Source organism: Streptosporangium sandarakinum, from assembly GCF_013409935.1.
GTDB classification, from domain to species: Bacteria; Actinomycetota; Actinomycetes; order Streptosporangiales; family Streptosporangiaceae; genus Streptosporangium; species Streptosporangium nondiastaticum.
On the sequence record NZ_JACCCO010000003.1, the window covers coordinates 207,491 to 234,453 of the forward strand.

At 73.2% G+C, this 26,963-nt stretch carries 30 protein-coding genes; 9 read left to right on the forward strand and 21 right to left on the reverse strand.

From position 1 onward, the window contains the following. Nucleotides 1-66: 66 nt before the first annotated feature. Complete coding sequence (locus tag HDA43_RS27460) at nt 67-606, reverse strand: DUF4282 domain-containing protein (protein WP_179826796.1); 540 nt, start codon at nt 604-606, stop codon at nt 67-69. A 179-nt stretch (nt 607-785) separates the two neighbouring features. Between HDA43_RS27460 and HDA43_RS27465 the strand changes: the two genes are divergently transcribed. Both HDA43_RS27465 and HDA43_RS27470 read left to right on the forward strand, forming a co-directional pair. Then, the gene (locus HDA43_RS27465) at nt 786-1,040 is read left to right on the forward strand and encodes a hypothetical protein (protein WP_179826797.1); all 255 of its coding nucleotides are present in this window, start codon (nt 786-788) and stop codon (nt 1,038-1,040) included. Between the two features lie 216 nt (nt 1,041-1,256). After that, nucleotides 1,257-3,389, forward strand: coding sequence for a M6 family metalloprotease domain-containing protein (locus tag HDA43_RS27470; RefSeq protein WP_312873569.1), 2,133 nt, complete (start codon nt 1,257-1,259; stop codon nt 3,387-3,389). A gap of 60 nt (nt 3,390-3,449) precedes the next feature. Here the strand turns inward: HDA43_RS27470 and HDA43_RS27475 are convergent, their stop codons facing one another. Next, nucleotides 3,450-3,845, reverse strand: a complete 396-nt coding sequence (locus HDA43_RS27475; RefSeq protein ID WP_179826799.1) for a hypothetical protein — start codon at nt 3,843-3,845, stop codon at nt 3,450-3,452. Nucleotides 3,846-3,964: 119 nt separating this feature from the next. Here HDA43_RS27475 and HDA43_RS27480 point away from each other — a divergent pair, with 119 nt between their 5' ends. Further along, on the forward strand, nt 3,965-4,762 hold the full coding sequence (locus tag HDA43_RS27480) for a tyrosine-protein phosphatase (RefSeq protein WP_179826801.1): 798 nt from the start codon (nt 3,965-3,967) through the stop codon (nt 4,760-4,762). 125 nt (nt 4,763-4,887) lie between these two features. Here the strand turns inward: HDA43_RS27480 and HDA43_RS27485 are convergent, their stop codons facing one another. Beyond that, nucleotides 4,888-5,958 (reverse strand): Gfo/Idh/MocA family oxidoreductase, encoded by a 1,071-nt coding sequence (locus HDA43_RS27485; RefSeq protein ID WP_446697296.1) that lies wholly within the window; start codon nt 5,956-5,958, stop codon nt 4,888-4,890. 40 nt (nt 5,959-5,998) lie between these two features. Further along, a complete protein-coding gene (locus HDA43_RS27490) occupies nt 5,999-6,907 on the reverse strand; it encodes a proteasome assembly chaperone family protein (RefSeq protein ID WP_179826804.1) in 909 nt (302 codons plus the stop codon). Nucleotides 6,908-7,009: 102 nt separating this feature from the next. On the opposite strand from HDA43_RS27490, the gene HDA43_RS27495 reads away from it, so the two are divergent. Further along, nucleotides 7,010-7,414, forward strand: a complete 405-nt coding sequence (locus HDA43_RS27495; protein ID WP_179826806.1) for an ankyrin repeat domain-containing protein — start codon at nt 7,010-7,012, stop codon at nt 7,412-7,414. 55 nt (nt 7,415-7,469) lie between these two features. Next, nucleotides 7,470-8,459 carry a 4-epi-cubebol synthase gene (locus HDA43_RS27500; protein ID WP_179826808.1) on the forward strand — a complete coding sequence of 330 codons (990 nt, stop codon included), beginning with the start codon at nt 7,470-7,472 and terminating at the stop codon, nt 8,457-8,459. A gap of 87 nt (nt 8,460-8,546) precedes the next feature. Here HDA43_RS27500 and HDA43_RS27505 read toward each other — a convergent pair whose 3' ends face one another. Together HDA43_RS27505 and HDA43_RS27510 are read right to left on the reverse strand one after the other, a co-directional pair. Next, nucleotides 8,547-10,664, reverse strand: a complete 2,118-nt coding sequence (locus HDA43_RS27505; protein ID WP_179826810.1) for an ATP-binding protein — start codon at nt 10,662-10,664, stop codon at nt 8,547-8,549. An 88-nt stretch (nt 10,665-10,752) separates the two neighbouring features. Next, entirely contained in the window at nt 10,753-11,211 is a 459-nt protein-coding gene (locus tag HDA43_RS27510) for an alpha/beta fold hydrolase (RefSeq protein ID WP_218912658.1), read from the reverse strand. Nucleotides 11,212-11,405: 194 nt separating this feature from the next. Here HDA43_RS27510 and HDA43_RS27515 point away from each other — a divergent pair, with 194 nt between their 5' ends. After that, nucleotides 11,406-11,573: a hypothetical protein gene (locus HDA43_RS27515; RefSeq protein WP_179826812.1), complete on the forward strand. Its 168-nt coding sequence runs from the start codon at nt 11,406-11,408 to the stop codon at nt 11,571-11,573. A gap of 110 nt (nt 11,574-11,683) precedes the next feature. On the opposite strand, the gene HDA43_RS27520 is transcribed toward HDA43_RS27515, so the two are convergent. The 13 genes from HDA43_RS27520 to HDA43_RS27585 form a co-directional block, all read right to left on the reverse strand. Next, a complete protein-coding gene (locus HDA43_RS27520; protein ID WP_312873570.1) occupies nt 11,684-12,019 on the reverse strand; it encodes a gas vesicle protein K in 336 nt (111 codons plus the stop codon). A gap of 133 nt (nt 12,020-12,152) precedes the next feature. After that, nucleotides 12,153-12,407 carry a gas vesicle protein gene (locus HDA43_RS27525; protein WP_179826814.1) on the reverse strand — a complete coding sequence of 85 codons (255 nt, stop codon included), beginning with the start codon at nt 12,405-12,407 and terminating at the stop codon, nt 12,153-12,155. After that, the gene (locus HDA43_RS27530) at nt 12,404-13,198 is read right to left on the reverse strand and encodes a GvpL/GvpF family gas vesicle protein (RefSeq protein ID WP_179826816.1); all 795 of its coding nucleotides are present in this window, start codon (nt 13,196-13,198) and stop codon (nt 12,404-12,406) included. Before HDA43_RS27530 ends, HDA43_RS27525 begins: the two co-directional genes overlap by 4 nt. A 25-nt stretch (nt 13,199-13,223) precedes the next feature. Beyond that, complete coding sequence (locus tag HDA43_RS35455) at nt 13,224-13,715, reverse strand: gas vesicle protein (RefSeq protein ID WP_179826818.1); 492 nt, start codon at nt 13,713-13,715, stop codon at nt 13,224-13,226. A gap of 13 nt (nt 13,716-13,728) precedes the next feature. Next, nucleotides 13,729-14,169 carry a gas vesicle protein GvpO gene (gene gvpO / locus HDA43_RS35460; protein ID WP_312873571.1) on the reverse strand — a complete coding sequence of 147 codons (441 nt, stop codon included), beginning with the start codon at nt 14,167-14,169 and terminating at the stop codon, nt 13,729-13,731. A gap of 5 nt (nt 14,170-14,174) precedes the next feature. Next, complete coding sequence (locus tag HDA43_RS27545) at nt 14,175-14,450, reverse strand: gas vesicle protein GvpG (protein ID WP_179826819.1); 276 nt, start codon at nt 14,448-14,450, stop codon at nt 14,175-14,177. Nucleotides 14,451-14,454: 4 nt separating this feature from the next. Further along, nucleotides 14,455-15,453, reverse strand: coding sequence for a GvpL/GvpF family gas vesicle protein (locus HDA43_RS27550; RefSeq protein ID WP_179826821.1), 999 nt, complete (start codon nt 15,451-15,453; stop codon nt 14,455-14,457). Between the two features lies 1 nt (nt 15,454). Beyond that, a complete protein-coding gene (gvpJ, locus tag HDA43_RS27555; RefSeq protein WP_179826823.1) occupies nt 15,455-15,871 on the reverse strand; it encodes a gas vesicle protein GvpJ in 417 nt (138 codons plus the stop codon). Nucleotides 15,872-16,025: 154 nt separating this feature from the next. Further along, nucleotides 16,026-17,156, reverse strand: coding sequence for an SRPBCC family protein (locus HDA43_RS27560; RefSeq protein ID WP_179826825.1), 1,131 nt, complete (start codon nt 17,154-17,156; stop codon nt 16,026-16,028). 6 nt (nt 17,157-17,162) lie between these two features. Beyond that, nucleotides 17,163-17,867, reverse strand: a complete 705-nt coding sequence (locus tag HDA43_RS27565) for a hypothetical protein (protein ID WP_179826827.1) — start codon at nt 17,865-17,867, stop codon at nt 17,163-17,165. A gap of 406 nt (nt 17,868-18,273) precedes the next feature. Further along, on the reverse strand, nt 18,274-19,179 hold the full coding sequence (locus HDA43_RS27575; protein ID WP_179826829.1) for an ABC transporter permease: 906 nt from the start codon (nt 19,177-19,179) through the stop codon (nt 18,274-18,276). Next, on the reverse strand, nt 19,176-21,881 hold the full coding sequence (locus HDA43_RS27580; RefSeq protein ID WP_179826831.1) for a CocE/NonD family hydrolase: 2,706 nt from the start codon (nt 21,879-21,881) through the stop codon (nt 19,176-19,178). The genes HDA43_RS27575 and HDA43_RS27580 overlap by 4 nt, the downstream gene beginning before the upstream one ends. Before the next feature lie 133 nt (nt 21,882-22,014). Further along, nucleotides 22,015-22,767 carry an SDR family oxidoreductase gene (locus HDA43_RS27585; protein WP_218912659.1) on the reverse strand — a complete coding sequence of 251 codons (753 nt, stop codon included), beginning with the start codon at nt 22,765-22,767 and terminating at the stop codon, nt 22,015-22,017. 85 nt (nt 22,768-22,852) lie between these two features. Between HDA43_RS27585 and HDA43_RS27590 the strand changes: the two genes are divergently transcribed. The 3 genes from HDA43_RS27590 to HDA43_RS27600 all read left to right on the forward strand — a co-directional run bounded on the left by HDA43_RS27590 (nt 22,853) and on the right by HDA43_RS27600 (nt 25,232). Beyond that, nucleotides 22,853-23,326, forward strand: coding sequence for an RrF2 family transcriptional regulator (locus tag HDA43_RS27590; protein WP_179826833.1), 474 nt, complete (start codon nt 22,853-22,855; stop codon nt 23,324-23,326). 231 nt (nt 23,327-23,557) lie between these two features. Further along, nucleotides 23,558-23,875, forward strand: a complete 318-nt coding sequence (locus HDA43_RS27595; RefSeq protein WP_179826835.1) for a hypothetical protein — start codon at nt 23,558-23,560, stop codon at nt 23,873-23,875. Between the two features lie 199 nt (nt 23,876-24,074). Further along, on the forward strand, nt 24,075-25,232 hold the full coding sequence (locus HDA43_RS27600) for a hypothetical protein (RefSeq protein ID WP_179826837.1): 1,158 nt from the start codon (nt 24,075-24,077) through the stop codon (nt 25,230-25,232). Here HDA43_RS27600 and HDA43_RS27605 read toward each other — a convergent pair. Both HDA43_RS27605 and HDA43_RS27610 read right to left on the reverse strand, forming a co-directional pair. Next, the gene (locus HDA43_RS27605) at nt 25,190-26,338 is read right to left on the reverse strand and encodes a CopD family protein (protein WP_179826839.1); all 1,149 of its coding nucleotides are present in this window, start codon (nt 26,336-26,338) and stop codon (nt 25,190-25,192) included. The genes HDA43_RS27600 and HDA43_RS27605 overlap by 43 nt on opposite strands. Then, entirely contained in the window at nt 26,335-26,958 is a 624-nt protein-coding gene (locus HDA43_RS27610) for a copper resistance CopC family protein (RefSeq protein ID WP_179826841.1), read from the reverse strand. The genes HDA43_RS27605 and HDA43_RS27610 overlap by 4 nt, the downstream gene beginning before the upstream one ends. Between the last annotated feature and the right edge of the window lie 5 nt (nt 26,959-26,963).

Here is a 26,963-nt window from a genome sequence, read left to right on the forward strand (position 1 = left end):
TCACCCGGACGGCCCGTGCGGCAGGCGCCCCGCCGGGATCCCCCTTCCCGGTGGCACGGGGTCCCTCTAAAGGCCGCCGCGGTCGCGGATGGCGCCCAGATCCTCCTTGATCTTGAAGATGACCACCAGCAGCTCCATCCACACGCGGGTCAGCAGGATGGCGAGGAACAGCCCGATCGGTGTGAGGAACAGGGCGATCACGCCGCTCTCCGGGCCGGTGTCGAAGGCGAGGGCCAGCGTGGAGAGCGCCCAGAGGACCTCGACCACCACGAGGATGACGAAGATCACCTTGATGATGCTCGTCGTGACGTAGTGGTCGAAGCTCAGGTCGAAGAGGCGGGCGAAGAACCCCTTCCGCGTGCCGCCGGGCGGAGGGGCCGGCTGCTGGTAGGTGGGCGGGGTGTACTGGCCGGGGGTGTAGGGGGTCTGGCCGGGGGAGTGGGGCCCCGGGTCCTGGGTGTGGCCGCTCTGGCCGTACGGCTGCCCGGCCTGGTACGGGTCCTGGGTGTAACCGCCCTGGGCGTAACCGCTCTGGTGGGTGTAACCGCCCTGGGAGTAGTGGCCGTAACCGGGCTGCGGGTCCTGGCTCTGGTAGGGGTTGGTCATCGTCGCGTCCTCGCTGAGGGGTTGGGCGTTGTCACTTTGCCAGAAACCTCCCGGAGGATCACGGCGGTTCCCGACGCGGGAGAGGGCGGAGACGTGGAGAGAGCCTTCCCTGTCATTTGTGTAGCCGATAGAATACGCAAAGTAACTTACCCGTGCTTGTCCCGGTTGGGGGTTTCTCCGTGGATGGTTCGGACGGTCGGGTCCTGATCCTCGTCCTGGTCGCGACGGTCGTGTTCTTCGTCGGCCGGCGGTTCCAGCGGACGGTGGACGCCTGGCTCGGATGGGGCAAGGCGGTGAGCGCGGCGGCCGAGGCCGCGGCGAAGATCACGGACGCGAAGTCGGCGGCGTGGTCGGCGGTCCGCGGCATGGTGGTGGCCGGGGCGGTCACACTGGTCTTCCTGGCCGTGATCGTGAACGCGGTCCGGTCCGGATGACCCCGCTGAGACGTCGCACCCTCCTGGGAACCGAAGGTGCGGCGGCGGCCCGCCGTCCTCCCTCCGGGACGGCGGGCCGTTCGCGTGTGGGAGAGGCGACGGCGGCGGGCCGCTCGCGTGTGAGAGGGGCGGAGGGCGGCGGACCGCTCGCATGCGGGAGAGACGAGGGCGGCTGACCGTTGATCTACGGCGGAGCGGTCTATAGCGTCGTCTGTCGTGACTCACCCCCCACGGTTGTTCAAAGTTCTCGTGGCGGCGGCGGTGCTGATCCCGGTCGGCCTCGCCTCCGTCCCGGCCTCGGCCGACCCCGCCGGCCAGGCCGCCGCCCGCGCCACCTCCGCCGCCGACCCCGCGACCCCCTGGCGCCTGAACCAGTGGCCCCGGACCCAGCCCTGGCAGCAGGACGCCCCCGCCGGCTCCACGACCGTGTTGCGCGCCAAGCCCGGCCTCCCCGCCCCGATCGACCCGCAGAACTGGAAGAACCCGGACCACATGACGTGGGCCGACTACACCAAGCCCCCGGGCGTCGACTGGGCCGATCCCGCGGTCAAGGGGTCCAAGCGGACCTTCCGCGGCGCGCTGGTCCTGCTCGACTACCCCGACCAGTCGTTCGTGGTCACCCGGCCCCAGGGCTCGACCGTCTTCGGCAACCCCAGCGCGGAGGCGCACGACATCCCGCGCGAGAAGGTCGCCCGGTTCTACAAGGACTTCCTCAACACCCCCGGCCCGCTCAACCGCGGCCACACCATCCACGAGTACTGGATGGAGGACTCCGGCGGTCGTTACGGCGTCGACCTGACGGCCTTCGGCCCCTACCGGATGCCCGGCAAGTCGCACGAGTACGGCATGGAGTTCCAGGGCGGCGGCGCCTGCCCGGCCGGCGACACCTGCGACCGGAACATCCGGACCGACGGGAAGGCGGCCTGGGCCGCCGCCGAGGGCGCCGAGGTGCCCGCCGGGTTCGACTTCGTCTTCTTCCTGAGCGCCGGCCAGGACGAGTCGTCCACCTGGCAGGAGTTCGGCCAGATGAAGTTCCCGACGAAGGAGGCGGTGACCGACGACTTCGGCCCGCCCGACCCGAGCCTGCCCAACTGGGCCGACACCCGCTACGTCGACTGGACCTCCTGGGCCTCGGCCGCCTCCATCTGGCCCAACGCCGGGGGCGGGTCGTCCACCCAGGCCGAGAGCTCCGGCCAGGGCGTCTACGCCCACGAGCTCAGCCACATCCTCGGCATCGGCGACAACTACAACAACCCCTTCGGCGTGCCGCCGCGGCGCGCCTACACCGGCATCTGGGAGATGCTCAGCCGCGGCAGCTTCAACGGCCCCGGCGGGCCGCACAGCCGCTGGCTGATCCCGGCCACCGGGGGCGGCTCCATGGGCGCCCAGCACATGCTCCGCAACAAGATCAAGCTGGAGATGGTGGACGAGCGCAACGTGCTGCGCCTGTCGCGCGGGGCGCTCGCCGACTCGGGCGTGGTCATCGCCGAGGTGACCGCCCGGGTGGCGCAGCCGGGGCCGAAGGGCCTGTCCGGGGTCAACATCGCCTTCGGCGACGGCGACCGCGCCCCGGCCTGCGACGTCGCGAAGGATCCGATGTGCGACGGCGGCGGCTACGACAACTACACCGTCGAGGTCGTCGACCGGATGGGCGCCGACTCCTTCACCCCCGACTCGGGCGTGCTGCTGGCCAAGACCAAGAACGCCGACCGCGCGCCGTTCGAGTGGGTGGTCGACGCCAACCCGCAGGACATCGGCATGACCGACTACGTCCTGCCCGACGGCACCGCCGTGCCCATCACGATCGGCGACTACCGCCAGCTGTCGGACGCGCTGTTCCACGCGGGCACCGATTCCGGCTCGGAGTTCGAGTACGTGGACGAGGCCAACCGGCTCCACTTCTACGTCCTCGACCTGCGCCGCGACGCGGCGGGCGTCCTGTCCTACAAGGTCGCGGTCCGCTCCCTGGACGGCGCGGGACCGCAGCGGCGCGGCGTGCGGCTGCTCCCGGCCGCCGGCGTCCCGGCCGGCAAGGGCCTGTCGAGCTGCCGGTTCCCGCTGTTCAACACCGACCGGGCCGCGGGGACCGGCGCCGGGCACCCCGAGGACGTGCGCGCCTACCTCGGCGGCGACGTCTACCGGCTGTCGGCCGTCGTCCAGGGCCGCGGCTGGACGGCGTCGCTGCCCAACGCGCTCGCGACCGCGGACTTCGGTGACCGGACCGCGGTGACCGTCAACGCGGTGCGGGCCGACGGTGGCAGCCGCCTGGCCACGGTCACCCTGACCGCCACCTCCGAGAGCGACCCGACCCGGACGGCCACGGCCACCTGCCACGTGGTCGGCCTGTAAACGCGGCGGCGCGGGGGACGGACCGTCCGTCCCCCGCGCCGAGCGTCTGATCGCCGCGACTCAGCCCAGCAGCACGCCGAGGAACAGCGCGGCCAGCGCCGACAGGCCGCTGAGCGCGCCGAAGGCGGCCATCGCGCCCCGGCTCCGGGCGCGGGCGTGCAGGAACGCCGTCACGCCGGAGACCACCACGACCGCCATCTTCACGTGCAGGGTGGTCTTGTAGGCCGGGTCGCCGCCGTCGACGGCGAGCATGTTCCAGACGCCGGTCGCGGCCAGGACGGCGAACGCCGGCCAGGCGACCCTGTTGAACGCGCGGGCCGCGGTGCCGGTGACCCCCTCGCCGGCCGTACGGAGCGAGGGGACGAGGAAGGCGAGGGTGAGCTGCCCGCCGACCCAGACGGTGGCGGCCAGCACATGAAGGAAGACACGGACGGTGTCGAGGGATACGGAAAGCACCCGATCAACATATTGGCCGTGCCCGTTGGTCCGGACTCCGGGGATGCGGTCCGACATTTACGACAACGGGCGCTGGTTGTTCCCTGCGCGGACATATTCCGCCGTATAGGCTCCCGGTGATGAACGAGCTGACGCGATGGATCGATCTTGAAGGTGCCGTCAACGTGCGCGACCTCGGCGGGCTCGCGACGGTGGACGGCGGGACCACACGATTCGGCCGGGTCTACCGGTCCGACAACCTGCAGGGGCTGACCGAGCGCGACGTCGAGCTGCTGGTCGGCGAGCTGAAGCTGCGCCACGTCGTGGACCTGCGCTCGGTCGCCGAGGTGTCGCTGGAAGGGCCGGGGCCGCTCACGGCCGTCCCCGAGGTGAACATCCACCACCTCACGCTGTTCGCCGAGAGCGGCGGGAGCACCGACGTCGACGCCGACACGATCGACGGCGCGCGGGTGCTGCCCTGGAAGGAGCGGGGGGAGGAGGACCTCGCCGAGCTGCGGGTGACCGGCTTCTACTACGGCTACCTGCGCGACCGGCCGGACGCCGTGGTGGCCGCCCTGCGGGCCATGGCCCACGACGACGGCGCCGCCATCGTCCACTGCGCGGCGGGCAAGGACCGCACCGGCGTCGTCTGCGCCCTGGCCCTGGAGATCGCCGGGGCCACCCGGGAGGCGATCATCGCCGACTACGTCGCCACCGGTGACCGTCTGGAGGGCATCCTGGCCCGCCTGCGCTCCAGCGCCACCTACCGCGACGACCTCGACTCCCGCCCGGCCGACGACCACCGCCCCCGGCCGGAGTATCTCCGGCAGTTCCTGCGCGTCCTGGACGACCGCTTCGGCGGCCCGCTGGTGTGGCTGGAGTCCAAGGGATGGACCGGCCGCGACTCCGAGGCCCTGCGCTCACGTCTGCGCGACTGACCCGCCCCCCGGGCGACCCGGCGGACCGGTGACGACTCCGCCGGGTAACCCGGGGGCGGCGCGGCCGTACGGCGGTCGCCGGCGAGGGTTCGGCCCGGGGAGGGCCGAGCCTCGCCGCCGGGCCCTCAGAGCGGGACGACGCGGCGCTCGGCAGCGGACCGCCGGGCGGCCTCCAGGACGGCGAGGACCCCGGCGGCCTCCTCCGGGTCCACCGGGGGAGGGGCGCCCTCGCGCAGGCACGCCACCACGCCCCGGTAGAAGTCGAGGTAGGCGCCCGGCTCGGTGCGGACCGGGCGATGGTCGTCGTCGGTGCCCAGGACGCCCCAGCGCTCCTCCGGCTCCTCGCCGAAGCCGGGAGAGCCCGGATCGGCGCCCGCGCGCAGGCGCTCCTCCTGCACGTCCAGGCCGTGCTTGACGTATCCCGCCCGGGAGCCCAGGACGCGGAAGCGGGGGCCGAGCACCGGGGCGACCGAGCTGACCCACAGGTGGGAGCGGGCGCCGCCCGCGTGGGTGAGGGCGACGAAGGTGTCGTCGTCGGCGGCGACGCCCGGACGGCGCACGTCGGACTCGGCGTAGACCTCGATGGCCGGGCCGAGCAGCCGCAGGGCCTGGTCCACCAGGTGGCTGCCCAGGTCGTACAGCAGGCCGCCGAGCTCCTCGGCGCCGCCCGTCTCGCGCCAGCCGCCCTTGGGGACGGGACGCCAGCGCTCGAACCGGGACTCCAGCCGGGTGACCTCGCCGAGCTCGCCGGAGGAGACCAGCCGCTCGACGGTCCGGAAGTCGCCGTCCCAGCGGCGGTTCTGGAAGACCGTCAGCATCAGGCCGCGCTCGCGCGCCAGCCGCGCCAGGTCGCGCGCCTCCGCCGCGGTCGCGGCGAGCGGCTTGTCCACCACCACCGGCAGGCCCGCCTCCAGCGCGGCCCGGGCCAGCGGAACATGGGTGCGGTTGGGGGAGGCGACCACCACCAGGTCGCTCTCCTCCCACAGCTCCGCGGCGTCGCCCACCGCCCGCGCGCCGTACCTGCGGCGCACCTCGACGGCCCGCTCCGGGTTGCCGGTCACCACCGCCGACAGGCGCAGACCCGGCGTCGCGGCGATCAGGGGGGCGTGGAAGAACGCCCCGGCCACGCCGTAGCCGACCAGCCCGACGCGCAGGCCGGCCGCCGCGCCGTCCCCGGGGGCCGCCGTACCGGTCACCGCGTCAGTCGCCGGGCCGGCCGCCGCGTCGGTCACCGCGTCAGTCACCGTGCCGCTCGTCCCGCTCGGCGAGGAACGCCTCGAACTGGGCGGCGAGCTCGTCGCCGGTCGGCATCTCGGACGGCTCGGCGATCAGGTTGCCGCGTTCGGAACCGGCGGCGAAGGCGTCGTACTGCTGCTCCAGGCCGCTGATGGCGGTGGACAGCTCCGCGGACGCCTCGATCTGCTCGGCGATCTCGACGTCGGTCTTGGCCGCGGCCTCGCGCAGGCCCTCCAGCGGGAACACCAGGCCGGTGCTGCCGGTGATCGACTCCAGGGCGGTCACCGCGGCCGCGGGGTACTCCGCCTGGGCGAGGTAGTGCGGGACGTGCACCGCGTGCCCCAGGGCGTCGTGCCCCTCGGCGCCCAGCCGGAACTCGATCAGCGCGGCGACGCTGCCCGGCACCCGCACCTCGCCGAAGACGCTGGTCCGGCCGGCGACCAGCTCGGGGCGGGTGGCGTGGCTCGTCACGCCCAGCGGGCGGGTGTGCGGCACCGCCATCGGGATGCCGTGCGCGGTCACCAGCGTGCCCACGCCCAGCCGGGTGACCAGCGTCCCGACGGCCGCGACGAACAGCTCCCACTGGAAGTCGGGCTCGGGACCGGACAGCAGCAGGAACGGCGTGCCGGTGGTGTCGTGGACCAGTCGCAGGACGAGCTCGGAGCTCTCCACGCCGGACCACCGGTCGGTGTCGAACGTCATCACCGGCCGCCGGGAGCGGTAGTCGAGCAGGCGGTCCACGTCGAACGTCGCGATGACCCGGTGCTCCAGCTCGGCGAGCAGGTGGCCGATGGCGAGGCGCCCCGCGGCGCCGGCGTCCACGAAACCGTCGAAGTGGTAGAGCAGCACCGGATCGGTCAGCTCAGGGAGGTCACCGCCGAGCCGGTAGAGATCCGTCGGGTCTGACACCGTACTTCCAGCCTTTCGTCAGTCGTCTCTTCAGGAGAACCCGTGGGGCGTCCGGTGAATTCCGCCGTCCACGGCGATCACTGGGCACCCTATCGGGGCAGAATGGAGCACATGCAGCCTGACCCGGAGCTGGAGGAGTTCGCCACCCGCCTGTTCGGCCTGGCCAGAGCGGGGGAGACCGACCTGCTCCGGGCCTACGTCGAGGCCGGGGTGCCGGTCGATCTGGCCAACGACAAAGGTGACACCCTGCTGATGCTCGCCGCCTACCACGGTCACGCGGCGACCGTCCGGGCGCTGGCCGAGCTGGGGGCCGACCCCGGCAGGCCGAACGACCGCGGGCAGACGCCGCTGGCCGGGGCGGTCTTCAAGAAGGAGCCCGAGGTGGTCCGGGCGCTCCTTGAGGCCGGCGCCGATCCGTACGCGGGCACCCCGTCGGCGGCGGACACGGCGCGGATGTTCGGAAACGACGAATATCTGAAATGGTTTCAGAACCGGCCGAAAACCTGAAGTTGGTATTTACGGGTGTATAGGAAAACGTTCGGTGTTCGTCCATTCTTGACGGGTGGAGACCACGACCGCCCGACGGGCATCCCGGCCCCTTCGCATCCCACCGCTTCCCTGCCCGTTCCCCAGCCAGGTCAGTCCGTACGCCGACCAGGCGGACAAGGAGACCCTGGAGTGGCTCGCCGACTCCGGGATGCTCGACGACGAAATGGTGGAACGTTATCGCCGGGCCGGATACGGCTGGCTCTGCGCCCGGACCTACCCCCATGCCGACCATGACGCGCTCCGCCTGGTGACCGACTGGTGCGTGTGGCTGTTCGCCTTCGACGACGTCTTCTGCGAGTCGGACCGGCGGGCCGCGGAGATCGCCCGCGCGCTGCCCCGCTTCCTCGCGGTCCTCGACGAGCCGGAGTCCGCGGGCCGGCCCGGCGACGCGTTCGCCAGGGCGCTGCTGGAGATCAGGGGGAGGATCGCCGCCTCGGGCGACGCCGACCAACTCGAACGCTGGTGCGCCGCCACCAGGGACTACCTGTCCGCGCAGGTGTGGGAGGCCGCCAACCGCGAGGACCGGGTGGTGCCCTCCCTCGCCGACTACGTCTTCATGCGGCGGCGGACCGGGGCGATGCTCACCGTTTTCGCGCTCATCGACATCGTCAACGGTCACCGCCTCACCCCCGGCGAATGGCGCCACCCTCTCGTGCGCGCGGTCACCGGGCACGCCAACGACGTCGTCGTCTGGGACAACGACCTCATCTCCTACGCCAAGGAGAACGAGGGCGTCAACGCCCGCAACAACCTGGTGACCGTGCTCGCCCGGCACCGCCGCTGCTCCCGGCAGCGGGCGATGGAGCTGATCGCCGGGATGCGCGACCGGGCCATCGCCGACATGGTGGCCGCCCGCCCGTCGCTGGAGGCGCTCGGCTCCGAGGCGGTGCTCGCCTACCTGAGCGGCCTGGAGTTCTGGATCAGCGGGAGCATCGACTACTCGCTGACCAGCTCCCGCTACACCGGCGCCTGGGAACGGGCGGCCGGGCTCGCCTCCGGCTGACCGCCGCGGATCATCCGGGACGGCCGGTCACGCCTTCCGCCGACCGTCCCGGGCGGCCGGGTCACGCCTTCCGCTGATCCGCCGCGGTCACCGCCGCTGGGTGGCGGGGTCGTCGGGGTCGCCGCCGAGGGCCAGCTCGATCAGCTCGTCCAGGTTGAGCCTCCTGCCCTGGGCGAAGGCCTCCTCGAACTCCTCCTCGCCGAGGACCCGCTTGCACTCCTTGACGCACCGGTCGTGCTCGGAGTTGAAGAACGGCGAGTTCATCTGCGGCATGCCGAAGGTGCGCCAGTTGGCCTGCCCGCCGCCCATCAGCAGCGCCGCCAGCCCCGGCTGCCCGGCGTCCAGGGCCTGCCTGGCGACCACCTCGATCGCCAGGCCGATGCCCAGCACGTCGTGGAAGTAGCGCTTGAGCCGCAGCGCCTCGCGGGCGTTGTCCATGGCCTCGGAGACGCGACCCATCCCCTGGCAGACGCTGGCCAGGGCGTAGATGGCGTAGGAGCGCAGCCACAGCTCGCCGCGCTGGGTGCAGACCGCGATGCAGTCGCGCAGCAGCGTCTCGGCCTCCGCCGGGTCGTTCTGCATGAGCAGCACCATCGACAGTTCGACGATCGAGGGCAGCAGGCCCGGGTTGAGCTCCCGGCCGCTCTTGTGGAACTCGATCGCCACGCCGAGCAGCGCGCTGGCCTTCTGCAGGTCACCCTGGAGGAAGGCCGCCGTGCCGAGCATCTTGGTGGCGAGGATGACGGCTCCGGAATCGCCCACCCGGACCGCGTCGGAGCTGCACTTCTCGGCCGCGTCCACGGCCCCCGCGATGTTGCCCTGCGCGCTGTGGACGTAGGACAGCACCCACAGGGCCTTGCACCGTTCCGCGCTCGGCTGCGGCGCCAGCTCCAGGGTCTTCTCCAGGTAGAGCCTGCCCTCGCGGGCCAGGCCGCAGTCCACCCACATGAACCACAGGGACGACAGCAGCTTCAGCCCCTCCTGGACCTCCGCGGGGTCGCGCAGGCAGTGGTCCAGGGCGACCCTGATGTTGTCGTGCTCATGGCGCATCCGGACGTACCAGTACACCTGGCGGGCACCAGACCAGGCGTCCTCGCTCCGCCTGGCGAGCTGGAGGTAGTAGTCGCGGTGCTTCCTGCGGACGCGGTCGGTCTCGCCCAGCTTCTCCAGCCACTCCTCGCCGTACTGGCGCAGCGTGTCGATCAGCCGGTAGCGGTGCCCCGAGGGGGTGCCGTCGCTCAGCAGGATCGACTTCTCCACCAGGCTGGAGATGAGGTCCATGACGTCCTCGGCGGGCAGGTTGTCGCCGGAGCAGACGTAGCGGGCGGCGTCGAGCTCGAAGTCGCCGGCGAAGACCGACAGCCTGGCCCACAGCAGCCGCTCGGCGGGCTCGCACAGCTCGTGGCTCCAGCCGATCGCGGCGCGCAGCGTCTGGTGCCGGGGCAGCGCCGTACGGCTGGCCCCGGCGAGCAGGCTGAACCGGTCGGCCAGCAGGCCCAGGATCTGCTCCACAGACAGCGCCCGCATCCGGACCGCGGCCAGCTCGATGGCGAGCGGGATGCCGTCGAGGCGGCGGCACAGCTCGGAGACCGGGCCGATGTTGTGCTCGTCCAGCACGAAGTTGGGCACCACGGCGCTCGCCCGGGCGGCGAACAGCTGCACGGCCTCGTTGGTGAAGACGTCCTCGCCGGGCGTGTCACCGGGCACGGCCAGCGGCGGGATGGCGATCGTGTGCTCGCCCCGGGCGTTCAGCGACTGGCGGCTGGTCGCCAGGATGGTCAGGCCCCCGGCGTTGCTCAGCAGCTCCTCGAACAGCTCGGCGCAGGCGTCGACCAGGTGCTCGCAGGTGTCGATGATCAGCAGGATCTCGCGGTCGCCGAGCCACTCGATCAGGGTCTCGTTAGCCGAGCGGGACGACTGGTCGGCGATCCCGAGGGCCGCGGTGATCGTGTGCCGGACCATCCCGGAGTCCTGCAGCCGGGCCAGGTCGGCGAACCACACGCCGTCCTTGAACTGGCTGCGCATCAGGTGCGCGATGCGCAGCGCCGTACGCGACTTGCCGACGCCGCCGATGCCCGTCACCGTGACCAGGCGGTGCCGGCCGAGGCGCTGCCGGAGCGTGGCCAGCAGCCTCGTGCGCCCCACGAAGCTGGTCAGCTCGTTGGGAAGATTGCCGTCTCGCCGCCATCCAGATGGCGTTGCCATGGCCGCCTCACGGGGGTAGTGCCAGGGGGAGATCACACCTGCTCTGGCATCGTACCCGCCGGGACCTCAGGCTGTCCCCGCACGCGGATCATCCGCCCCGCCCGGCCGGGGGTCCCGCGTGACGGCCCGGATCCCGTCCCGCCGGCCCCGGCCCCGGCCCCGACTCCGCCGGACCCCGGGACCGGTGACCGGTGACGCGCCGGCCGCGGGGATCACCCCGGCGAGCGCCGAGGAGCGCAGGGCCCGGACCACCGCCGCGCGCGGTGGCGCGCAGCCACCCGGCCAGCGTCAGGGACAGGCCGCGGATGTCCAGCGGCTCGCGCGGCCCCGGGGTCCGGCCGAACCCCGGCAGGTCCACCGCGACCACTCGCGACGCCGGGGCCAGGTGGCGGGCCAGCGGAAGGAAGTGGCGGTGGGAGCAGCCCAGGCCGTGGACGCACACCACCTCGGGCGCGGACGCGGGGCCGAGCACCGCGGCGTACATGGGGATCCCCGCGACGGCGGTGACCTCCCGCCCGTCCCAGCCGGACGACGCGCGCCGCCTCACGCGGACGCCTCCGGCGGGACCGGGACCGGGGGAGCGGAGCCGGCGCCGGCCGCGAGCCCACCCCTGTCGTACGGCGCGCGCTGTCCCATGCGGTGCCCTTCGGGTGGGGGAGGAGACCGCCGGGCGGCGGCTCGCCCCCTCACTCCCCCGGAGGCTCACGCCGAAACGGGGCCGTTTCTGACTAGCATGGACGGGTGAGCACGTACGAGCCCGACGACCTGCGGCCCGTCGACCTGTCCGATGACGGCCCGCCCATCCTGCCCGACCAGACCTCCGACGACACCGACGTCGGCTGGGGCGACTGGCGGCGGTCCGACGACGACGCCCGCCTGCTGGAGGAGCGCCCGCCCCACTGGGGCTGACGGCGGACACGGACCGGCGGCGGACACGGCGGGTCCGGCCCGGCCGTGGCGGCGCGGGCCCGCCTCCCGGTGGCCGCACCCGGCCCTGCCCCGCCCTCCCCGCGGGCCCGTCAGTCGCGGGGGAGCAGGGTGCCCAGCGGCCCGAGGTCGAGGTTGAGGTCCGACCGCTCCAGGCCGAAGCGGTCGCACAGGTCGTCCATCGCCTCGTCCAGCCGCATCAGCGTCAGCCCGAGCGCCTCGACCTGCTCGTCGGCCAGGTCGCCGTGATCCATCCGCCGCACGCACTGCCGCTCCACGAGCTGGCGCACCAGCTCGACGACGGTGAGCACGAGACAGCTCAGGTCACGCTCGACGTGCTCGGGATCGGTCCTGATGCGGCGGGGGGCCGAGCGTCCCCCGCCCGGCGCGGGACCCGCGGCCTCCGGCTCGTCCGGCAGATCTCCCACGAGGCCACGTGTGGGTTCCGCGGCCCCCGGCTCGTCCGGAGGATTCCTTACGAACCCGCGCGCGGGCTCCGCGGCCTCGCCGTCCGGCGGCGCCGTGCCGTACGGGCGGTCCCCGGGGCCCCTCCCGGGCGGCTCACGGCGGTCCATGCCAGGTCTCCCGTCCGTGCCGGGTCCCCTGCCCGGCGGGCTCGGACTCGCGGACGGACATGATCAGCAGGCGCAGGGAGATCTGCACCAGGTCGATGTCGGCGATGGACAGCACGACGTCGCCGTTGACGGTGACGCCGCCCGCCAGCAGCCGGTCCAGCAGGTCCACGAGCGCCACGCGCTCCGGGGGCAGGCGCCCCTCCGCGGCCAGCGCCGCGCCCCGCGGCCCCTCGTGGGTCATCGCACGCCTCCGGCGTCCACCGCGCCGAGGTCGAGGGCGGTGAACGAGTAGGGCGCCCAGGGGCCGGTCAGCTCGATGTCGGCCCCCTGCCCCCGCAGCGAGTCGACGACGGCGGCGAACTCGCCGCCGCGGTCGTCGTCGACGAGGTAGGCGCCGTTGAGCACCATCGCCTCCTCGCGGCCGGACAGGCTCGGGTCCTGGGCCCGGTGCCGCCTGTTCGCGACGGAGACGGCCGCCAGCGCGGCGTGGACGTGCTCGGCCTGGTCGGCCGCGACCCGCCACGCGTCCTCCCGGCCGCGCAGGCTCGCCCTGCGGCGCTTCAGGTAGGCGATGCCGGGGCTGTCGGATCCGGCGGCCCCGGCGGCCTCCTCTCCGGGTGGCGGGGCGGTCTCGCGCCGCGCGTACGCCTTCACCCCCCACTCGCTGCGCCCGGCGACCTGCGACAGCAGCGCGGTGAAGTCCTTCCGCCGGTCCCGCAGCAGCTCGCGGACCTGCTCGTCGCCGCCGTAGACGGTCACGAGCCGGACCGGCGCCGTCGGGGCGGTCCCGGCCACCGCCTCCACGACGCGGTGGTGGGCACGGGCCATCTCGCTCACCCAGTCGAGGTCCTCCAGGGAGCGCCGCAGCGGCTCCTCGCCGAACCGGTCCAGCGGCACGGTGCTCACGTACGCGACCAGGCCGGCGTCCGCCACCGTCCGCACGGGCGTGCCGGCCACGCCGGTCAGGCCCGCGGAGCCGGGAGCGTCCGTGTCCCGGGTGATCGCATAGACATACGTGCCGGTGTCCGGCATATCTCACTCCTTTGTTTTCTCCCCTTCACTCCCCGGCCTCGCGTGGGCGCCCGCCGCCGGTCCGGCCCGAACCCCGGAGGGAGCGGCGCTCCTCCGGAGCGTCGCCCAGCTCCTGGCGGCGCCGGCGCTCCTCGAACTCCTCCCGCCGCTCGCGGCCCTCGCGGAGGTCACGCGGGTAGTCCCGGTATTCGAGGTCGTTCTCCGCCTCGGCGAGCCGCCTGCGCAGGCGGCGGTTCTCCTCGGAGAGGTCGTGGTCGGGCCGGCTGAGCCACGGGTCGTGCTCCCACCAGTCGATGCCCAGCTCCCTGGCGGTGTCCACCGAGGCGATCAGCAACCGCAGCTTGATCGTCAGCAGCTCGATGTCCAGCAGGTTCACCCGGATGTCACCGACGATCACCACGCCCCGGTCGAGCACCCGCTCCAGGATGTCGCCGAGGTTGGTGGTGGACTCGCGCCGGGCGGGCGGCCTGCCCCCGTAGGCGGGGGAGGCGGAGCCGTACCGTGTCGGATCGGTCACTTCGCCACCTCCGCTACTCGTCGCCCCTGCCGCGCTTGTAGCGCCGCGTCCTGCGGTAGGAGAGGAGGTCGCCGTCCGCGTCGAGCTGGATCTCGTAGAGCGCCAGGACGTCGCCGGAGGAGGGGACACGGCGGTCCTCGACGACCTCGATCCCGACCTTCCAGCCGTCCTGGTCCGGCTGCACGAACGTGACGCCCTCCGGCTCCCGGCCGGTCAGGTCGCCGATCTGCTCCAGCCCGGCACGGCCGGCGGTGGCCGCGGTCAGGGCGCGCGGCCGCCGCCGGGCGCGCCGGGACCCGTCCGCCGGCTCGTCGCGCTCCTCCTCGAACTCCTCCTCGTCCTCGGCCAGGTCGTCCTCGACGGCACCGCCGCGCTCCTCCAGCGGCTCGTCCTCGTAGTCTCCGGAGGCGCCGGCCCTGTCGTCCCCGGTGCGGGCTCTCCGCCTGGTGGGCACGCCGATCACTCCTCTTCCCCGTCGTACGGCGCGGGCGCGCCGCGGGGCAGGCCGGGCTGGGTCACCATCCGCTCAAGGATCTCCGTCATGGCCTGTCTCTCCTCCTCCTCGGAGATCTCCCCGGAGCGTCTGGCCTCCTCCAGATCCTCCAGTTGCCGCCGGACCGCGGCCGGATGGTGCAGTTCCATCTCGGCCTGGTCCTGGATCACCTCGGCGATCTTGACGAGCGCGCGGAGCGGCAGCAGCGGCAGGCCGACGGTCAGGTCGAACAGCAGGTCCACCGTGTCACTCCTCCGGTCGTGGCGCCGCCACGAAGTCGTACGGCGCCAGCGGGCCGAGCAGCCGCAGGTCGATCCGGCCGGCCCAGCGGTCGCCCAGGTCGTCCAGCGCCTCGTCGAACTCGTCCTGCCGCTCCTCGTCCACCAGGACGGCCACGTGCGCGGCGTCCTGCTCGTGGGTCGGCTCCCGCACCGAGACCGCGACGCACAGCGGCGCGACGGCTTCGACGAGCTCCTGGGTGTCGGCGTCGCGTTTGGCCGCCACCGCCTCGCCGATCATCTGCCCGAGCCGGATCCGCGCGTCCCAGGTCGCCTCCTCCGGCTGCCCGCGGACCTCCTCGCGCAGCCGTCCGGCCTCGGGGATCTCGTCGAGGACCTCCCTGATGATCACTGATTCGACGTAGCGGCCCTTGATGACGTACTCGGCGCGCCCTTCGAGATCCTCCAGCGCGGCGAGGAACTCGTCGTGGTGCGGGGCCAGCAGTTCCTCCACCACCTCCTTGGGCCCGGTCATCACCGCCCCGAAGCGGAACGGCAGCACGGGCACCTCGGCGGCGGTCGCGTCCAGCAGTTGCTCGTGGGCCAGCAGGTCGTCGGGCCTGCCGAGCGGGCGGTCCAGGACGATGTCGCTGACCAGCGCCGCGATCTCGCCGTGCCGTACCAGCGTGACCTCCCCGTCGCCCACGCCGAGCGTGCCCGGCTCGGTCTCGACGTCCGCCGGGACGATGCCGTAGACGTAGGCGTAGCCGGTGGGCCCGCGCCGGGCGGCTCCGCCGGACCGGGAGGGCGCGGCCTTACCGCTCGTCTCGCCGGCCGCCTTGCCGCTGGTCCTGCCGGCCGCCTTGCCGCTGGTCCTGCCGGCCGCCTTGCCGGTCGTCTTGCGGGCCGGTTTCGCGGTCGTCTTCCCGTCGGTCTCGTCCGCCGTCCTGCCGGTCGTCCTCCGCGCGGGCTCCCGCGCCGTCTGCTCCGATCCGGTGGTCGCCGTCTTTCCGGTGCTGCCCGGCATGTCAGTACTCCTCCCTCCGGCGACGGGACGCCGGCCTGCGCTCCTGCTCGGCCTCGGAGACGAAGTCACGCAGCTTCTCCCCGGCGGCCTCGATGGCTCCCTGGGCGATCCCCTTGGTCTTCGATCTGCTGATGCCCTGCGTGGTGCCCTCCAGGACCTCCGGCAGCCCCTTGCCGCCGGTCTCCGCCAGGTCCAGCCGGTTGGTGGCCTCCGCGAAGCGGAGGTAGGTGTCGACGCTGGCGATGACGATGCGCGCGTCGATCGTGAGGATCTCGATGCCGACGAGCGAGACCCTGACGAAGGCGTCGATCACGAGGCCCTTGTCGAGGATCGTGTCGATGACGTCTGCCAGGCCCGACGAGGATCCTCCGCGGCCACCTCCTCCGCCTCCACCCGCCGAAGGTTGCACGATGGTCATTTGGCCCTCCTCCGATTCCGTGTTCGCTCCGCGTCTCCCGAGCCACGCGTTCCGGCGCCTCCGGGTCAGGCGTCCCGGTCCTCCCCGATCAGGCGCCCCGGCCTTCCGGGTCAGACGTCCCGGGTTTCCAGGCCGGGCGTCCCGGGTTTCCCGGTCAGGCGTTCCGGGCGGCGGCCCTACGGCGGGGCCGGCGGGCGGGAGGCTCCTCTTCCTCTTCTTCTTCCTCTTCCGGCTCCGGTTCGGCCCGGCGACCTCGCGCGGCCTGTTCGCGGCGCGGCGCGACGCGACGCCGTCCGCCCGCGGCCCGCGGTTCCTCCTCCTCTTCCTCTTCCTCCTCGCCCTCTTCCTCCTCGGGCTCCCCTTCCTCCTCCTCGGCGCCTTCGGCGGCCTCCCGCTCCTCGGGCTCCTCCTCGCCGCCGGCCTCCTCGCGCTCGCGCTCCTCTTCCTCCTCGCGCAGCGCGGTCTCCTGGTCCTTGACGACCTCGCCGTCGCGGATCTCGCCGCGCCAGCCCTCCAGGTCGTCGGGGTTGAGGACGGTCTGCAGCATGACGTGCCGCCTGAAGTGCTTGAGCTCCAGGCGCACCCGCCGGCCCTGGGCCCGCCAGAGGTTGCCGGTGTATTCGAAGAGCCCCTTGGGGTAGTACTCGACCACCAGCAGGACCCGGGTCATGTCGGGGGTGACCTCGTGGAAGGTCACGGAGCCGTTGGGGTAGCCCTTCGGGCCCTCGGACCGCCAGACGATCCGCTGGTCCGGCACCTGCTCGATGATCGTCGACTTCCAGGTGCGGTGGGAGAGGAAGATCTGCGCCCGCCACTGGTTCTTCTCGTCGGACTCCTGGTCGACGTTCTCCACCTTCTTCATGAAGCTGGGAAAGCCCCCGAACTGGGTCCACTGGTCGTAGACGAGCCGTCGCGGGGCGCCGACGTCGATGGACTCGACGATGTTGGTGACCTTGAGCTTCTTGCCTTTGCCGCCGCCGCCCTTACCACCGGTGATCTTCTTGAGCAGGCCGCCTCCCGCCATCTTGACGACCCCTTTCAGCCCGGAGGCCACTGGATGCTTGGAACCGATGACGGAGCCCGCGAGCCCGAGCAGACCGGAGTCGCTGTTCTGCAGGTAGTCGGTCAGCCGACCGGTCAGGTCGTCGACCTTGTCGGTGACCGAGGAAAGGACCCGGTCACCGAGGGCCTCGGCGAGGTTGCGGAGTTCGTCGGTGAGCTGGTCGACGGGCAGCGCCCGCTCGACCTCACGGACCAGTCCGCCGCCCCTGGAGGTTTCGGCCATGGGACGTCACCCCCGCGCCCTGCGGACCGGCCGCTCACGGGCCGGCGTCGTCTCGCGCTGTACGGCGCGGCGCCTGCCTCCCCTGGCTCGCGGCGGTTCCTCCTCCTCCTCTTCCTCTTCCTCCTCCTCTTCCTCGGGCTCCTCCCGAGCGGCGCGCGTCCTGCCGGCCTGCCTGCCCCTGCCCGCGGCGCGGCGCGGGGGAGGCTCCTCCTCTTCCTCCTCTTCCTCTTCCTCCTCGTACTCCTCCTCCTCGGCCTCGGGTTCCTCCCGGGCTGTCCTGCCCCTGCCTCGGGCGGCGCGGCGCCTGGGGCGCTCCTCCTCTTCCTCTTCTTCCTCGGGTTCCTCCTCGGCGCCCTGCGCCTTGGTCCTGAGTGACTCCGCGCGGTCGTGGAGCTTCGAGGTCAGGGTGTCGATCTGCCTGCTGGCCGCCGCCCGGGCCGCGGCCTTGCCCACCTCGAGCAGTTCGCCGCGGACGGCGTTGGTGATCTTCTCCAGCTCGGGGGAGGAGGTGAGCAGCTTCATGCCCTGCTGGAGCAGGTCGCCGCCGGCGCCTTCCTTGCCGCCCAGCTTTCCGAGCTTGCCGGTCGCGCCCGCCGCCGCCAGCGCGAGCGCGGCGCGCAACTTGTGATGCCGTCCGAGAAAGTAACCCGCGGCGACACCGAGGGCCACCTGCAGTCCGCACTTCATGATCGCCACTCCCCAGTCGATCACTCCGTCATGGGATCCGCCCGTCCGAAGGCTCCGCCGGCCGGATGCGAGGGAAGACACCGCCGAGGCGGTCGCCTGCCGCGTTGAACGTGCCGGAAGCCTGCGGCTCCCGAATTAGCGGTTGCATACCCGTGAAAACGGCACTGGAACACATGTAGGTAGAAAACGGACAGAAGTGACAATAGAAAAGCGGGGCCGGGATCGTCGTCCGGGCCCGGGGGCTCAGCCCGCCGGCGCGTCGTGCAGGGCTTCGAGGCCGTCGCGGTAGATGCCGGTGAACAGGTCGACCGCCCCGCCGTCGCTCACCCCGACCGGGGTGAAGCATCCGGACCACTGCACCTCGGCGGCATCCTCGCGGCCGGGGTCGGGCGCCGCCGGGGAGTGGGGCGGCGGGGCTGACCAGGCCCGGCTAGGAGACGATGTCCCTGCGGCGGAACCTGCGGAAGGCGACGGCGACCAGGATCACCGAGTAGGAGACCGAGACGGCCACCCCCTTGACCATGCCGCCGTAGTCGGGCTGCGGGGCCAGCGCGTCCATCCACGCCGTGCTCCAGAACGTCGGCAGGAACTCCCGGAGCGCCCCGAGCGCCTCCACCGCCTGCAGGATGGTGCTCACGATCACCAGGCCGACGGCCCCGCCGACCGCGCCGAGCGGCGAGTCCGTCGAGACCGACAGCAAGAAGGCCAGCGCCGCCACCACGAGCTGGCTGACCAGCACGTAGCCGACCACGACCGCGAACCGGGGCAGCACGTCCGCCGCCGCGACGGTCTCGCCGGTACCGGGCACCCGCACGTCGTGCCAGCCGAAGGCGAGGGTCCCGGCCAGCAGCGCCATCGCCGGCAGGCAGACCACCGCCGCCGTCGAGTAACCCATCGCCACGATCGCCTTCTGGCGCAGCAGCCGGTCACGCGGGACGGGGGCGGCAAGCAGGTAGCGCAGCGAGGACCAGTTCGCCTCCCCGGCCACGGTGTCACCGCAGAACAGCGCCACCGCGACGGCCAGCAGGAAGCTCGCCGACACCGACAGTGTGAACGCCGCGAAGTTCAGCCCGCCCTCGGTCGCCAGGTCGGAGACGCGCGTCGCCGCGCCCCGCCGCCCGGACCCGGCGCCGAGCTCGAACGCCACCACCAGGACCCACGGCAGCGCCAGCAGCAGGCCGAACACGACCATCGTGCGGCGCCGCCTGAGCTGGCGGACGGCCTCCACCGCCAGCGGCAGCGTGCGCCGGGCCGCGTACCCGCGGGCGGAGCCGTCCGCGGCGGGCGGTCCCGCCGCGGCGGGTGCGGAGCCGTTCACGGTCTCTCCCCGGGTCATGCCTTCTCCCCGATCAGGTCCAGGAACACGTCCTCCAGTCGGGCGCCCGCGCCGCCGGCCGGGGCTTGCCCGGCCAGCAGGTCGCCGACCGTCCCGGCCGCGATGAGCCGCCCGCGCCGCATGACCACCACGTGGCTGCAGGTCTGCTCCACCTCGGCCAGCAGGTGGCTGGAGACGATGACCGTACGGCCCCGCGCCGCGTAGGCGATCAGGACCTCTCGCATCTCGCGGATCTGGGGCGGGTCGAGGCCGTTGGTGGGCTCGTCCAGGACCAGCAGGTCGGGCAGGCCGAGCATGGCCTGGGCGATGGCCAGGCGCTGGCGCATGCCCTGGGAGTAGGTGCGCACCGCCCGGTCCAGCGCGCCGCCGAGCCCGGCGATCTCCAAGGCCTCGGCGAAGCGGGCGTCCTCGGCGGGACGCCCGGTGGCCCGCCAGTACAGCTCCAGGTTGGCCCGGCCGGTCAGGTGCGGCAGGAACCCCGGGCCCTCGACGAAGGAACCCAGCCGGGACAGCACCGGCGCGCCGGGCGTCACCCGGTGGCCGAAGATCCGGATCTCGCCGCCGTCCGGGCGGATCAGGCCCATCAGCATCCGCAGGGTGGTGGTCTTGCCCGCGCCGTTGGGACCGAGCAGGCCGAGCACCTGGCCCTGCCCGACGGTGAAGGACAGGTCGTCCACGGCCCGCTCGCCGTTGCCGTACGCCTTGGTCAGGCCGCTGATCCGCAGCGGGACGTCGCTCAGGGCCGGGTCGTGGTCGGCGGCGCCGCGCCGCCGGCCCGTGAGGACCAGGACCGCCGCGACGACGAGGGAGGCCAGCGGCAGCGCCCAGGTCCACCAGGCGGGGCCCGTCGCGGGGGTCCGCAGGGCCGTGACGGTCGGCACCGTCACCGACGGCGAGGCCAGCCCGACGACGTGCACGGCCGGCTCGGCCGGGGTGCTGTAGCCGAGGTCGGTGGTGGTGAACGCGACGCGCAGCCGGTGTCCGGCGTCGAAGCGGTGGTCGACGGCCGGCAGGCGCACCGTGGCCTCTCCGGCGCCGTCCGCCGGGACGGTGATCCGGACGGGGGCGGCGAGCCCCTCGGGCAGCACCGGCGCCTGCCCGTCCGCGACGTCGTACAGCTTGGCGAACAGCGTCACCTCGTCCCCGGCCGCCGGGGCGGAGGAGGTCTTCCCCCCTTCCGCGCCGGGCGCCGGGCGGACCCGCACCTTCACGGTGGCCGAGCCGGTGACCTGGAGCGGGGCGGTGAGCGGCGCGGAGTCGAAGACGGCGCTCTGACCGGGCATGTCGGCCGACACGCCCAGTCCGCCCAGTCCGCCCGCGCCGCCCGCGAGCCCGGCGAGCCCGCCGAACCCGGGGATGGTGGAGATCGAGGCGGGGGAGCCGCCCGGCGGGTTGGCCACCGGCTGCTCCGCGCCGCGCAGCGGCACCGTGGCGCTTTCGGAACCGGACAGGCCGGGGTAGCGGGCGGCGGTGGCGTGCAGCTGCACCGGGCGCCGGGTGCCCGGGTCGCGGCCGCCGTCGCGGGTGACGGTGAACGCGGCGCCGGGATCGCCCGCGCCGGGTGTCCGCTTCAGGTGGCGGTCGAACCAGCCGAGGGTCCGCTCGTGCAGCCAGTCGGCCTCGCCGTCGCCGCCGTCGTGGCCGCCGTCGAACCAGGCGACGCCGACCGGCGCGCCCGTCTCGGCGATGGCCCTGGCGTTGGCGTCGGCATGGCCGAGCGGGAACAGCGAGTCGCTCAGCCCCTGGAGCAGCAGCGTCGGGACCTTGATCCTCCCGGGGACGGAGACCGGGCTGGAACGGCGCAGGATGCCGACCGCCTCCGGCGTGGCCCGGCCGCTCTCGGCGACCCGCTGGTACATGTCGCAGATCTCCGGCAGGAACCGGCCGCACCGGACGTCCTGCGCGGTGGCTGGGACGGCGGGGGCCGTCCCGGCGGGGTCACCGGAACCGCCGGGACCGGCCGGACCGCCGGAACCGGCCGTGTCGCCGGAGTCCCCGGAAACGGCGGGGTCGCCGGGGTCGTCCGCGCCGCCCGTGAGGCCGGGGCCGCCCGGTCCGGACCGCGGCTCCGGGCCGCTCCGGCTGAAGAACAGCCCGGCCCACATCCGCTTGAACACGCCGTTCTCCGGCCCGCCGCCGCCCGCGTCCGGGAACAGCGCGTCGGCCAGGTCGTACCAGGTGATCTGCGGGACGATCGCGTCGATCCGGGGGTCGTGGGCGGCGGACATCAGGGCGATCGCCCCGCCGTAGGACCCGCCCGCGACGCCGACGCGCGGGTCGCCCGCGGCGTCGAGCAGGACCTGCGGCTGCCGCGCCAGCCAGTCGACGAGCTGCCGTACGTCCTTGACCTCGTAGTCGGGGGAGTTGAGCGCGATCTGCCCGCCGGAGCGGCCGAAGCCGCGGGCCGACCACGTCAGGACGGCGTAGCCCTCTCCGGCCAGCCGCGCCGCCTCCTCCCGGACGCTCTGCTTGCTGCCGCCGAAACCGTGGGCCAGCAGTACCGCGGGCGCCCGGCCGCCGCCCGCGGGCGGGAAGAAGCTGGTGTCGAGCCTGACCCGCTGGTCGTCGCGGGGACCGTCGGTCACGGTGATCCACCGGTCCTGGGCCCGTACCGGCGGCGCGGACGGCCACAGCAGCCAGGCGGCGGTACCGATGACCAGCACGACCGCCGCCGCGATCCAGGTGACCGTCCTTCGTTGCATCCCGCGAGCTTACCGACGCCCGCTGAGAGCCCGCTGAGACGCCGTCCGGGAAGTTCCGCGGGAGGCCCGAAGCGGTACCACCCGCCGCGATCGCGGTGAAAGGCGACGCGGCGGGGCGGCTGTCGCCCGGTGGCTATCGCTGCTTCGCGAGCCACTCGTCGAAGGTGGTCGGCGCGATGCGGGCGCCCGCGCGGGGCAGCAGTACCTCACCGGCCATCTCCGGGCCGAACAGCGACGACCACGTCGGCACGAGTTCGACCACGCGGCCGCGCGCGTCGTTGGTGCGCCGGGCCATGTCCACCAGGTCCTGCGGCTCGGGGCCGGCGATCTCGGGGTGACGCCCCTGAGGCGCGCCCACGGCGATCTCGGCGAGAATGTCCGCCACGTCCTCGGGCGCGATGGGCTGGATGAGCAGCGGCGCGACGGTGGCGGCGCCGTCCCGCTCGGTCCAGCTCGTCACCATCGCGGCGAAGTCGTGGAACTGGGTGGCCGGAACGATCGTCCACGGCACCGGGCCCTCGGCCACGAGGCGTTCCTGCTCGCGCTTGCCGGCGTAGTGCGCGTTGCCCTCGACGCGGTCGACGCCGGCGATCGAGAGCAGCACGTGGTGGCGGACGCCGGCCCGCTCCCCGGCGGCGAGCAGGTTCCGGGTGGTGGCGCCGAAGTACGCCACCGCCTCGTCCCGGTCGGTCGCCGTGCAGTTCGTGGCGTCCACGACGACCTCGACGCCGGTCAGTGCGGCGTCGAGGCCGTCGCCGGTGGTCAGGTCCACACCGAGTGAACGGCTGACGCGTATGACGTGGTGCCCGGCCCGTTCCAGGGCGGTGGCGGTGAGGGCCCCGATGTTCCCGGTCGCTCCGGCGACGGCGACTCGCACGGTCGGCATGGTGATCTCTCCTCTGTCTATCCGCTGCCGCCGGATATTATCTCGGACTAAATAGATCCGCAATGTCTCCGATAGGATCGGGGTCATGAAGCTGCCCGTGAGCACGGAATGGCTGTTGCACTGCGCCGCGTCGCTGGCGCAGCTCAAGTCAGGGGACACCGCGTCGGCGGCACAGCTCGCCCAGTACTTCGACCTGCCCGCGGCCTATCTCGCCAAGCAACTGCAGGCGCTGGTCAAGGCCGGCGTGCTGGCCGCGACGACCGGCCCGCGCGGTGGGTTCCGGCTGGCCCGGCCCGCTTCCGAGATCACGCTTCTGCAGCTCGTCGAGGCGGTCGACGGCGCGTCCTCGCCGTACGAGTGCCGCGAGATCCGTCAGCAGGGACGGGGGGCACTGCCCGCCGAAGAATGCCGGACCCCCTGCATCCTCGCCGAGAAGATGGCCGAAGCCCACCGGGCCTGGCGGCGCAGCCTCGCCGCGACCTCGCTCGCCGACATCGTCGCCGCGCTGCCGCCGTCGGCTCCGTCCCGCACCCGTCTGCGCCTGACCGGGGCACCGTAGCGCGCCCGCCGAACCCGTCCCTGTCCTGTCCGACCGCCGGTTCCCGCCGCGCGGCCCGATCGAGGGGCCGTCCGGCGCCCCGCATCCGGTCTTGATCGTTTTCGCCGGGACGGCTAGTTTGATCGCCGTGCCGCCGGAAGGCGGTGCTGAGGCGATCACGTCACTCGGGAAGAGCCCCGGTCGCGACGAGTCGCTCGACCACGTCACCATGGAGTTCGGGACCGACTGACGATGAGCGCGGAAGAGGATTTCAAGCAGGTCGGCGCCGAGCTGGCCGACCTGGGTGTGCGGACCTCCAGGATGATGGGGAGTCCCGCGCTCAAAGATCAGGCGGGGAAGGTGTTCGCGAGCCTGCAGGGCGACGGCGCGATGGTGTTCCGGCTGGTCAGGGACACTCCTGAGCACGCGGCCGCGCTCAAGCTGCCCGGGGCGTCTCTGTTCGACCCCTCGGGGCGGGGCAGGGTGGTGAAGGACTGGGTGGTCGTGCCCCACTCCTCGGCCGAGAAGTGGACGGATCTGGCCGAGGTCGCCCTCAGCCGCCCGCGCTGATCGGTAGGCCACGTCGACGATGGGTCGGCGGCCGCCGACCGTCTCCCGGATCGGCATGGCCTCACCGCCACAGCTCTCTATGCGCGATCGATCACTATCGGCGTCGGCCAGGGCGAATGCGAAGACCGGACGTTGGACGACAAGCTAAGGGATGTCCCCGATTGCGGAGCCAGGCCGGGCACGGGCATCATTTCGACGCGTGAAGTCAGTCCAGAGCCTCAAACGAAGAGCCACTCCGGTCGTGGAGTGGGCGCTGCCCCTGTGGACCCGGGGGCCGGCGGGTCGCGAGACCCCGGAAGACCTGTTCAGGGTCCTGTACACCGGGTGGCTGGTGGCGTTCGCCTTCAAGGTCCTCGGCGCTTCCTGGGACGTCTCCTGGCACTTCAAGTGGCTCCGTGACGACCTGGCGCCGCCGCACCTGCTGAACAGCGTCGGCACGGCCGTCGCCCTCGCGCTGACGGTCGTTCACCTCTACACCGGTTACGGCGTGGACCGCCTGGCCCAGCGCCTCATCGGCTGGGGCACCGGCGTCTTCCTGCTCGCGGTGCCCCTCGACCTGATCAACCACCGCGTCAACGGGCTCGACATCACCTCGTGGAGCCCGTCGCACATGCTGCTCTACATCGGCACGCTCTTCATGATCTGCGGGGTGATCCGCGGCTGGTTCATGGGAGCCCCCGCCGGGCGGGCCCGGACGGCCGTCCTCGGCGCGCTGTTCGTCTTCCTCTTCGAGAACGTCTGGTTCCCGGCGCAGCACCAGGAGTACGGCGTGTTCGGCCTGGCCGCCTGGGACCGCGGCAAGCCGGAGGCCGAGCCCATCCTGCTGCAGTTCGCCGCCGACCAGATGGGCCGGCCGGTGGACCGGGTGATGATGGCCAACTTCACGCTGCCCGTGCCCGACGCGGTGTACCCGCTCTACGCGGCGGGCGCCGCCATGATCGTGCTCATCGTCGCCCGCGCGATGATCGGCCGGATGTTCGCCGCGACCTCGGTGGCCGCCGCCTACGTCGCCTACCGCACCCTGATCTGGCCGCTGCTCGCGGTCGCCGGCTTCCCCCACTCGGCGGTGCCGGTCTTCCTGATCGCCGGGGCGGTCGCCGTCGACCTGGCGTTCCTCATCCCCATCCCCGTGGTCCGGGCGGTGGTCGGCGCGCTCGGCGTCACCGTCGTGCTCGACCAGGCGCTGCGGGTGCAGAACGCGCTGTTCACCTCCCCGCCCCTGGTGCCGCCGACGACCATGCTGGCCGGCGGCGTCCTGCTCGCCGCCCTGTGGCTGGGCGCCGAGTGGTTCACGCGGCGCCGCCGGCCGAAGGCTCAGGACATGGAGGCCGTGGTCAGCGCCACCGCGGCGCCGTAGGCCAGGCCCATCACGGTGATCTCGGCCGCCGCCCAGGCGACGACCGCCGTACGCTGCCGCGCGGCGACCCGCGGCAGCAGACGGAACCTGATGTGGGCGGCGAACGGGATCAGCAGCGCCACGCACACCGTCTTGGCCACCACCAGCAGGCCGTAGTCGCTGGTGAGAATCGCGTCCGGCAGCTCGACGCCGCGGGTCAGCGCCATCGAGGCCAGGCCGTTCACCAGGCCGGAGACGGTCACCAGGACCAGCGCCAGGGTGGCCAGCCTGGAGAACTTCGGCAGGGTCCGGGCCAGCAGCTCGCGGTCGGCGGCGACCAGCGCGATGACGGCGATCAGCCCGCCGGTCCACGCGGCCGACCCCATCACGTGCAGCTCCATCGAGATCATGATGGGGTCGTGCCAGACCGAGTCGACGGCGTGGCCGGTGACCGGGATCGGCAGCAGCCCGAAGAAGGCGATCACGATCCGCAGTTCGGCGGGGACCTTCTCGCCGAACCGTACGGCCAGCAGCCCGATCCCGGCGTAGGCGAGCGCGCAGGCGGCGCTGAACAGCATCCCCTGGCCCGCGCCGACGTCGTTGACGTACTCGGCGATCATCTGCGGGGTGGGGACGGTCCCCGGGTTGAGCTCGGCGGTCTGGAAGACGATGACGGCCAGCGCCAGCACCGCCCACGCCCAGGCGAACGTCACCGCGGCCGGCCGGGCGCGGCGCAGCACCGGCTCGGTCCGCTCCTCGTCGTCGAAGCCGAGCAGCCGGGGCAGCACGCTCAGCCCGACCACCGCCACGGCCGCCAGGTCCAGCAGCACCCGCAGCACCGGCAGGCCGTACTCCACCAGCGGTCCGGGCAGCGGGATGCCGGGTACGGCCTCCTCGGCGGTCAGCGCCGTCGCGGCCAGCACGGCGAGCACGGCTCCCGACACGAACCCGCCGGTGACCAGTCGCCGGGCCGTGCGCGCCCGCGGGGCGGGCCCCCCGGTCCCCGGGGTCTCCACGGCCCGCCCGGTCTCCCCGGCGTTCTCCGGCTTCCGGGCCGTGCCGGCCTCTTCGGGCCTCCCGGCGCCGGAGGCCGTCGCGGTTCCCGCGGTCTCCGAGGACGCGGTCATCGCTGCCCCTCCCGCCCGCCGGCACGGCGCATCGCCACCACGGTGGCCCCGCCCAGCAGGACGAGCGCCGCGGCGATCCACAGCACCGCCATCCCGGCGCCGCCGTTCTGCGCGGCCTCGGCGGCCTGGGCGCTCAGCTCGGGCGAACCGAGCGTGGCGGAGCCCTGGGACGCGGGGGAGGCGCCGGAATCCGCGGACCCGGGGGAGCCGGGGGACGCGGAGGAGACCGCCTGCGGTGAGGCGGCGGCGTCCGGCCCGGCGGCGGTCAGGGTGAAAGTGATCTTCCCGGATATCGGGTGGCCGTCGGAGGACAGGACGCGATAGCCCACGGCGTACTCACCGGCCGGGCCCAGCGGCTTGAGGGCCACGCCGACCTTCGGGCCGTTCACGGTCGTCGCGCCGTCCTCCCAGCGGGACCCGTCGGGCCCGGTCACGCTGATCTGCGCGAAGCCTTGCCGCGCCGACTGGTCGAACGTCAGTGTGATCCGCTCGGGCCCGGCGGAGAGCCGGGCGCCGTCCTTCGGATCGCTGCCGATCAGGATGTTGTGGGCCTGCGCGGGGGCGACCACGCCGAGCAGCGCGGCGCATGCGAGCAGCAGGACCGTGAGTAGCCGCCTCACCGGTC

Bases quoted from the DNA above. Each gene is read 5' to 3' on its own strand.
- HDA43_RS27460 (WP_179826796.1), bottom strand. From the start codon at position 606: ATGACCAACCCCTACCAGAGCCAGGACCCGCAGCCCGGTTACGGCCAC.
- HDA43_RS27480 (WP_179826801.1), top strand. From the start codon at position 3,965: ATGAACGAGCTGACGCGATGGATCGATCTTGAAGGTGCCGTCAACGTG.
- HDA43_RS27495 (WP_179826806.1), top strand. From the start codon at position 7,010: ATGGAGCACATGCAGCCTGACCCGGAGCTGGAGGAGTTCGCCACCCGC.
- HDA43_RS27505 (WP_179826810.1), bottom strand. From the start codon at position 10,664: ATGGCAACGCCATCTGGATGGCGGCGAGACGGCAATCTTCCCAACGAG.
- HDA43_RS27525 (WP_179826814.1), bottom strand. From the start codon at position 12,407: ATGACCCACGAGGGGCCGCGGGGCGCGGCGCTGGCCGCGGAGGGGCGC.
- HDA43_RS27530 (WP_179826816.1), bottom strand. From the start codon at position 13,198: ATGCCGGACACCGGCACGTATGTCTATGCGATCACCCGGGACACGGAC.
- HDA43_RS27550 (WP_179826821.1), bottom strand. From the start codon at position 15,453: ATGCCGGGCAGCACCGGAAAGACGGCGACCACCGGATCGGAGCAGACG.
- gvpJ (WP_179826823.1), bottom strand. From the start codon at position 15,871: ATGACCATCGTGCAACCTTCGGCGGGTGGAGGCGGAGGAGGTGGCCGC.
- HDA43_RS27560 (WP_179826825.1), bottom strand. From the start codon at position 17,156: ATGGCCGAAACCTCCAGGGGCGGCGGACTGGTCCGTGAGGTCGAGCGG.
- HDA43_RS27575 (WP_179826829.1), bottom strand. From the start codon at position 19,179: ATGACCCGGGGAGAGACCGTGAACGGCTCCGCACCCGCCGCGGCGGGA.
- HDA43_RS27580 (WP_179826831.1), bottom strand. From the start codon at position 21,881: ATGCAACGAAGGACGGTCACCTGGATCGCGGCGGCGGTCGTGCTGGTC.
- HDA43_RS27585 (WP_218912659.1), bottom strand. From the start codon at position 22,767: ATGCCGACCGTGCGAGTCGCCGTCGCCGGAGCGACCGGGAACATCGGG.
- HDA43_RS27590 (WP_179826833.1), top strand. From the start codon at position 22,853: ATGAAGCTGCCCGTGAGCACGGAATGGCTGTTGCACTGCGCCGCGTCG.
- HDA43_RS27595 (WP_179826835.1), top strand. From the start codon at position 23,558: ATGAGCGCGGAAGAGGATTTCAAGCAGGTCGGCGCCGAGCTGGCCGAC.
- HDA43_RS27605 (WP_179826839.1), bottom strand. From the start codon at position 26,338: ATGACCGCGTCCTCGGAGACCGCGGGAACCGCGACGGCCTCCGGCGCC.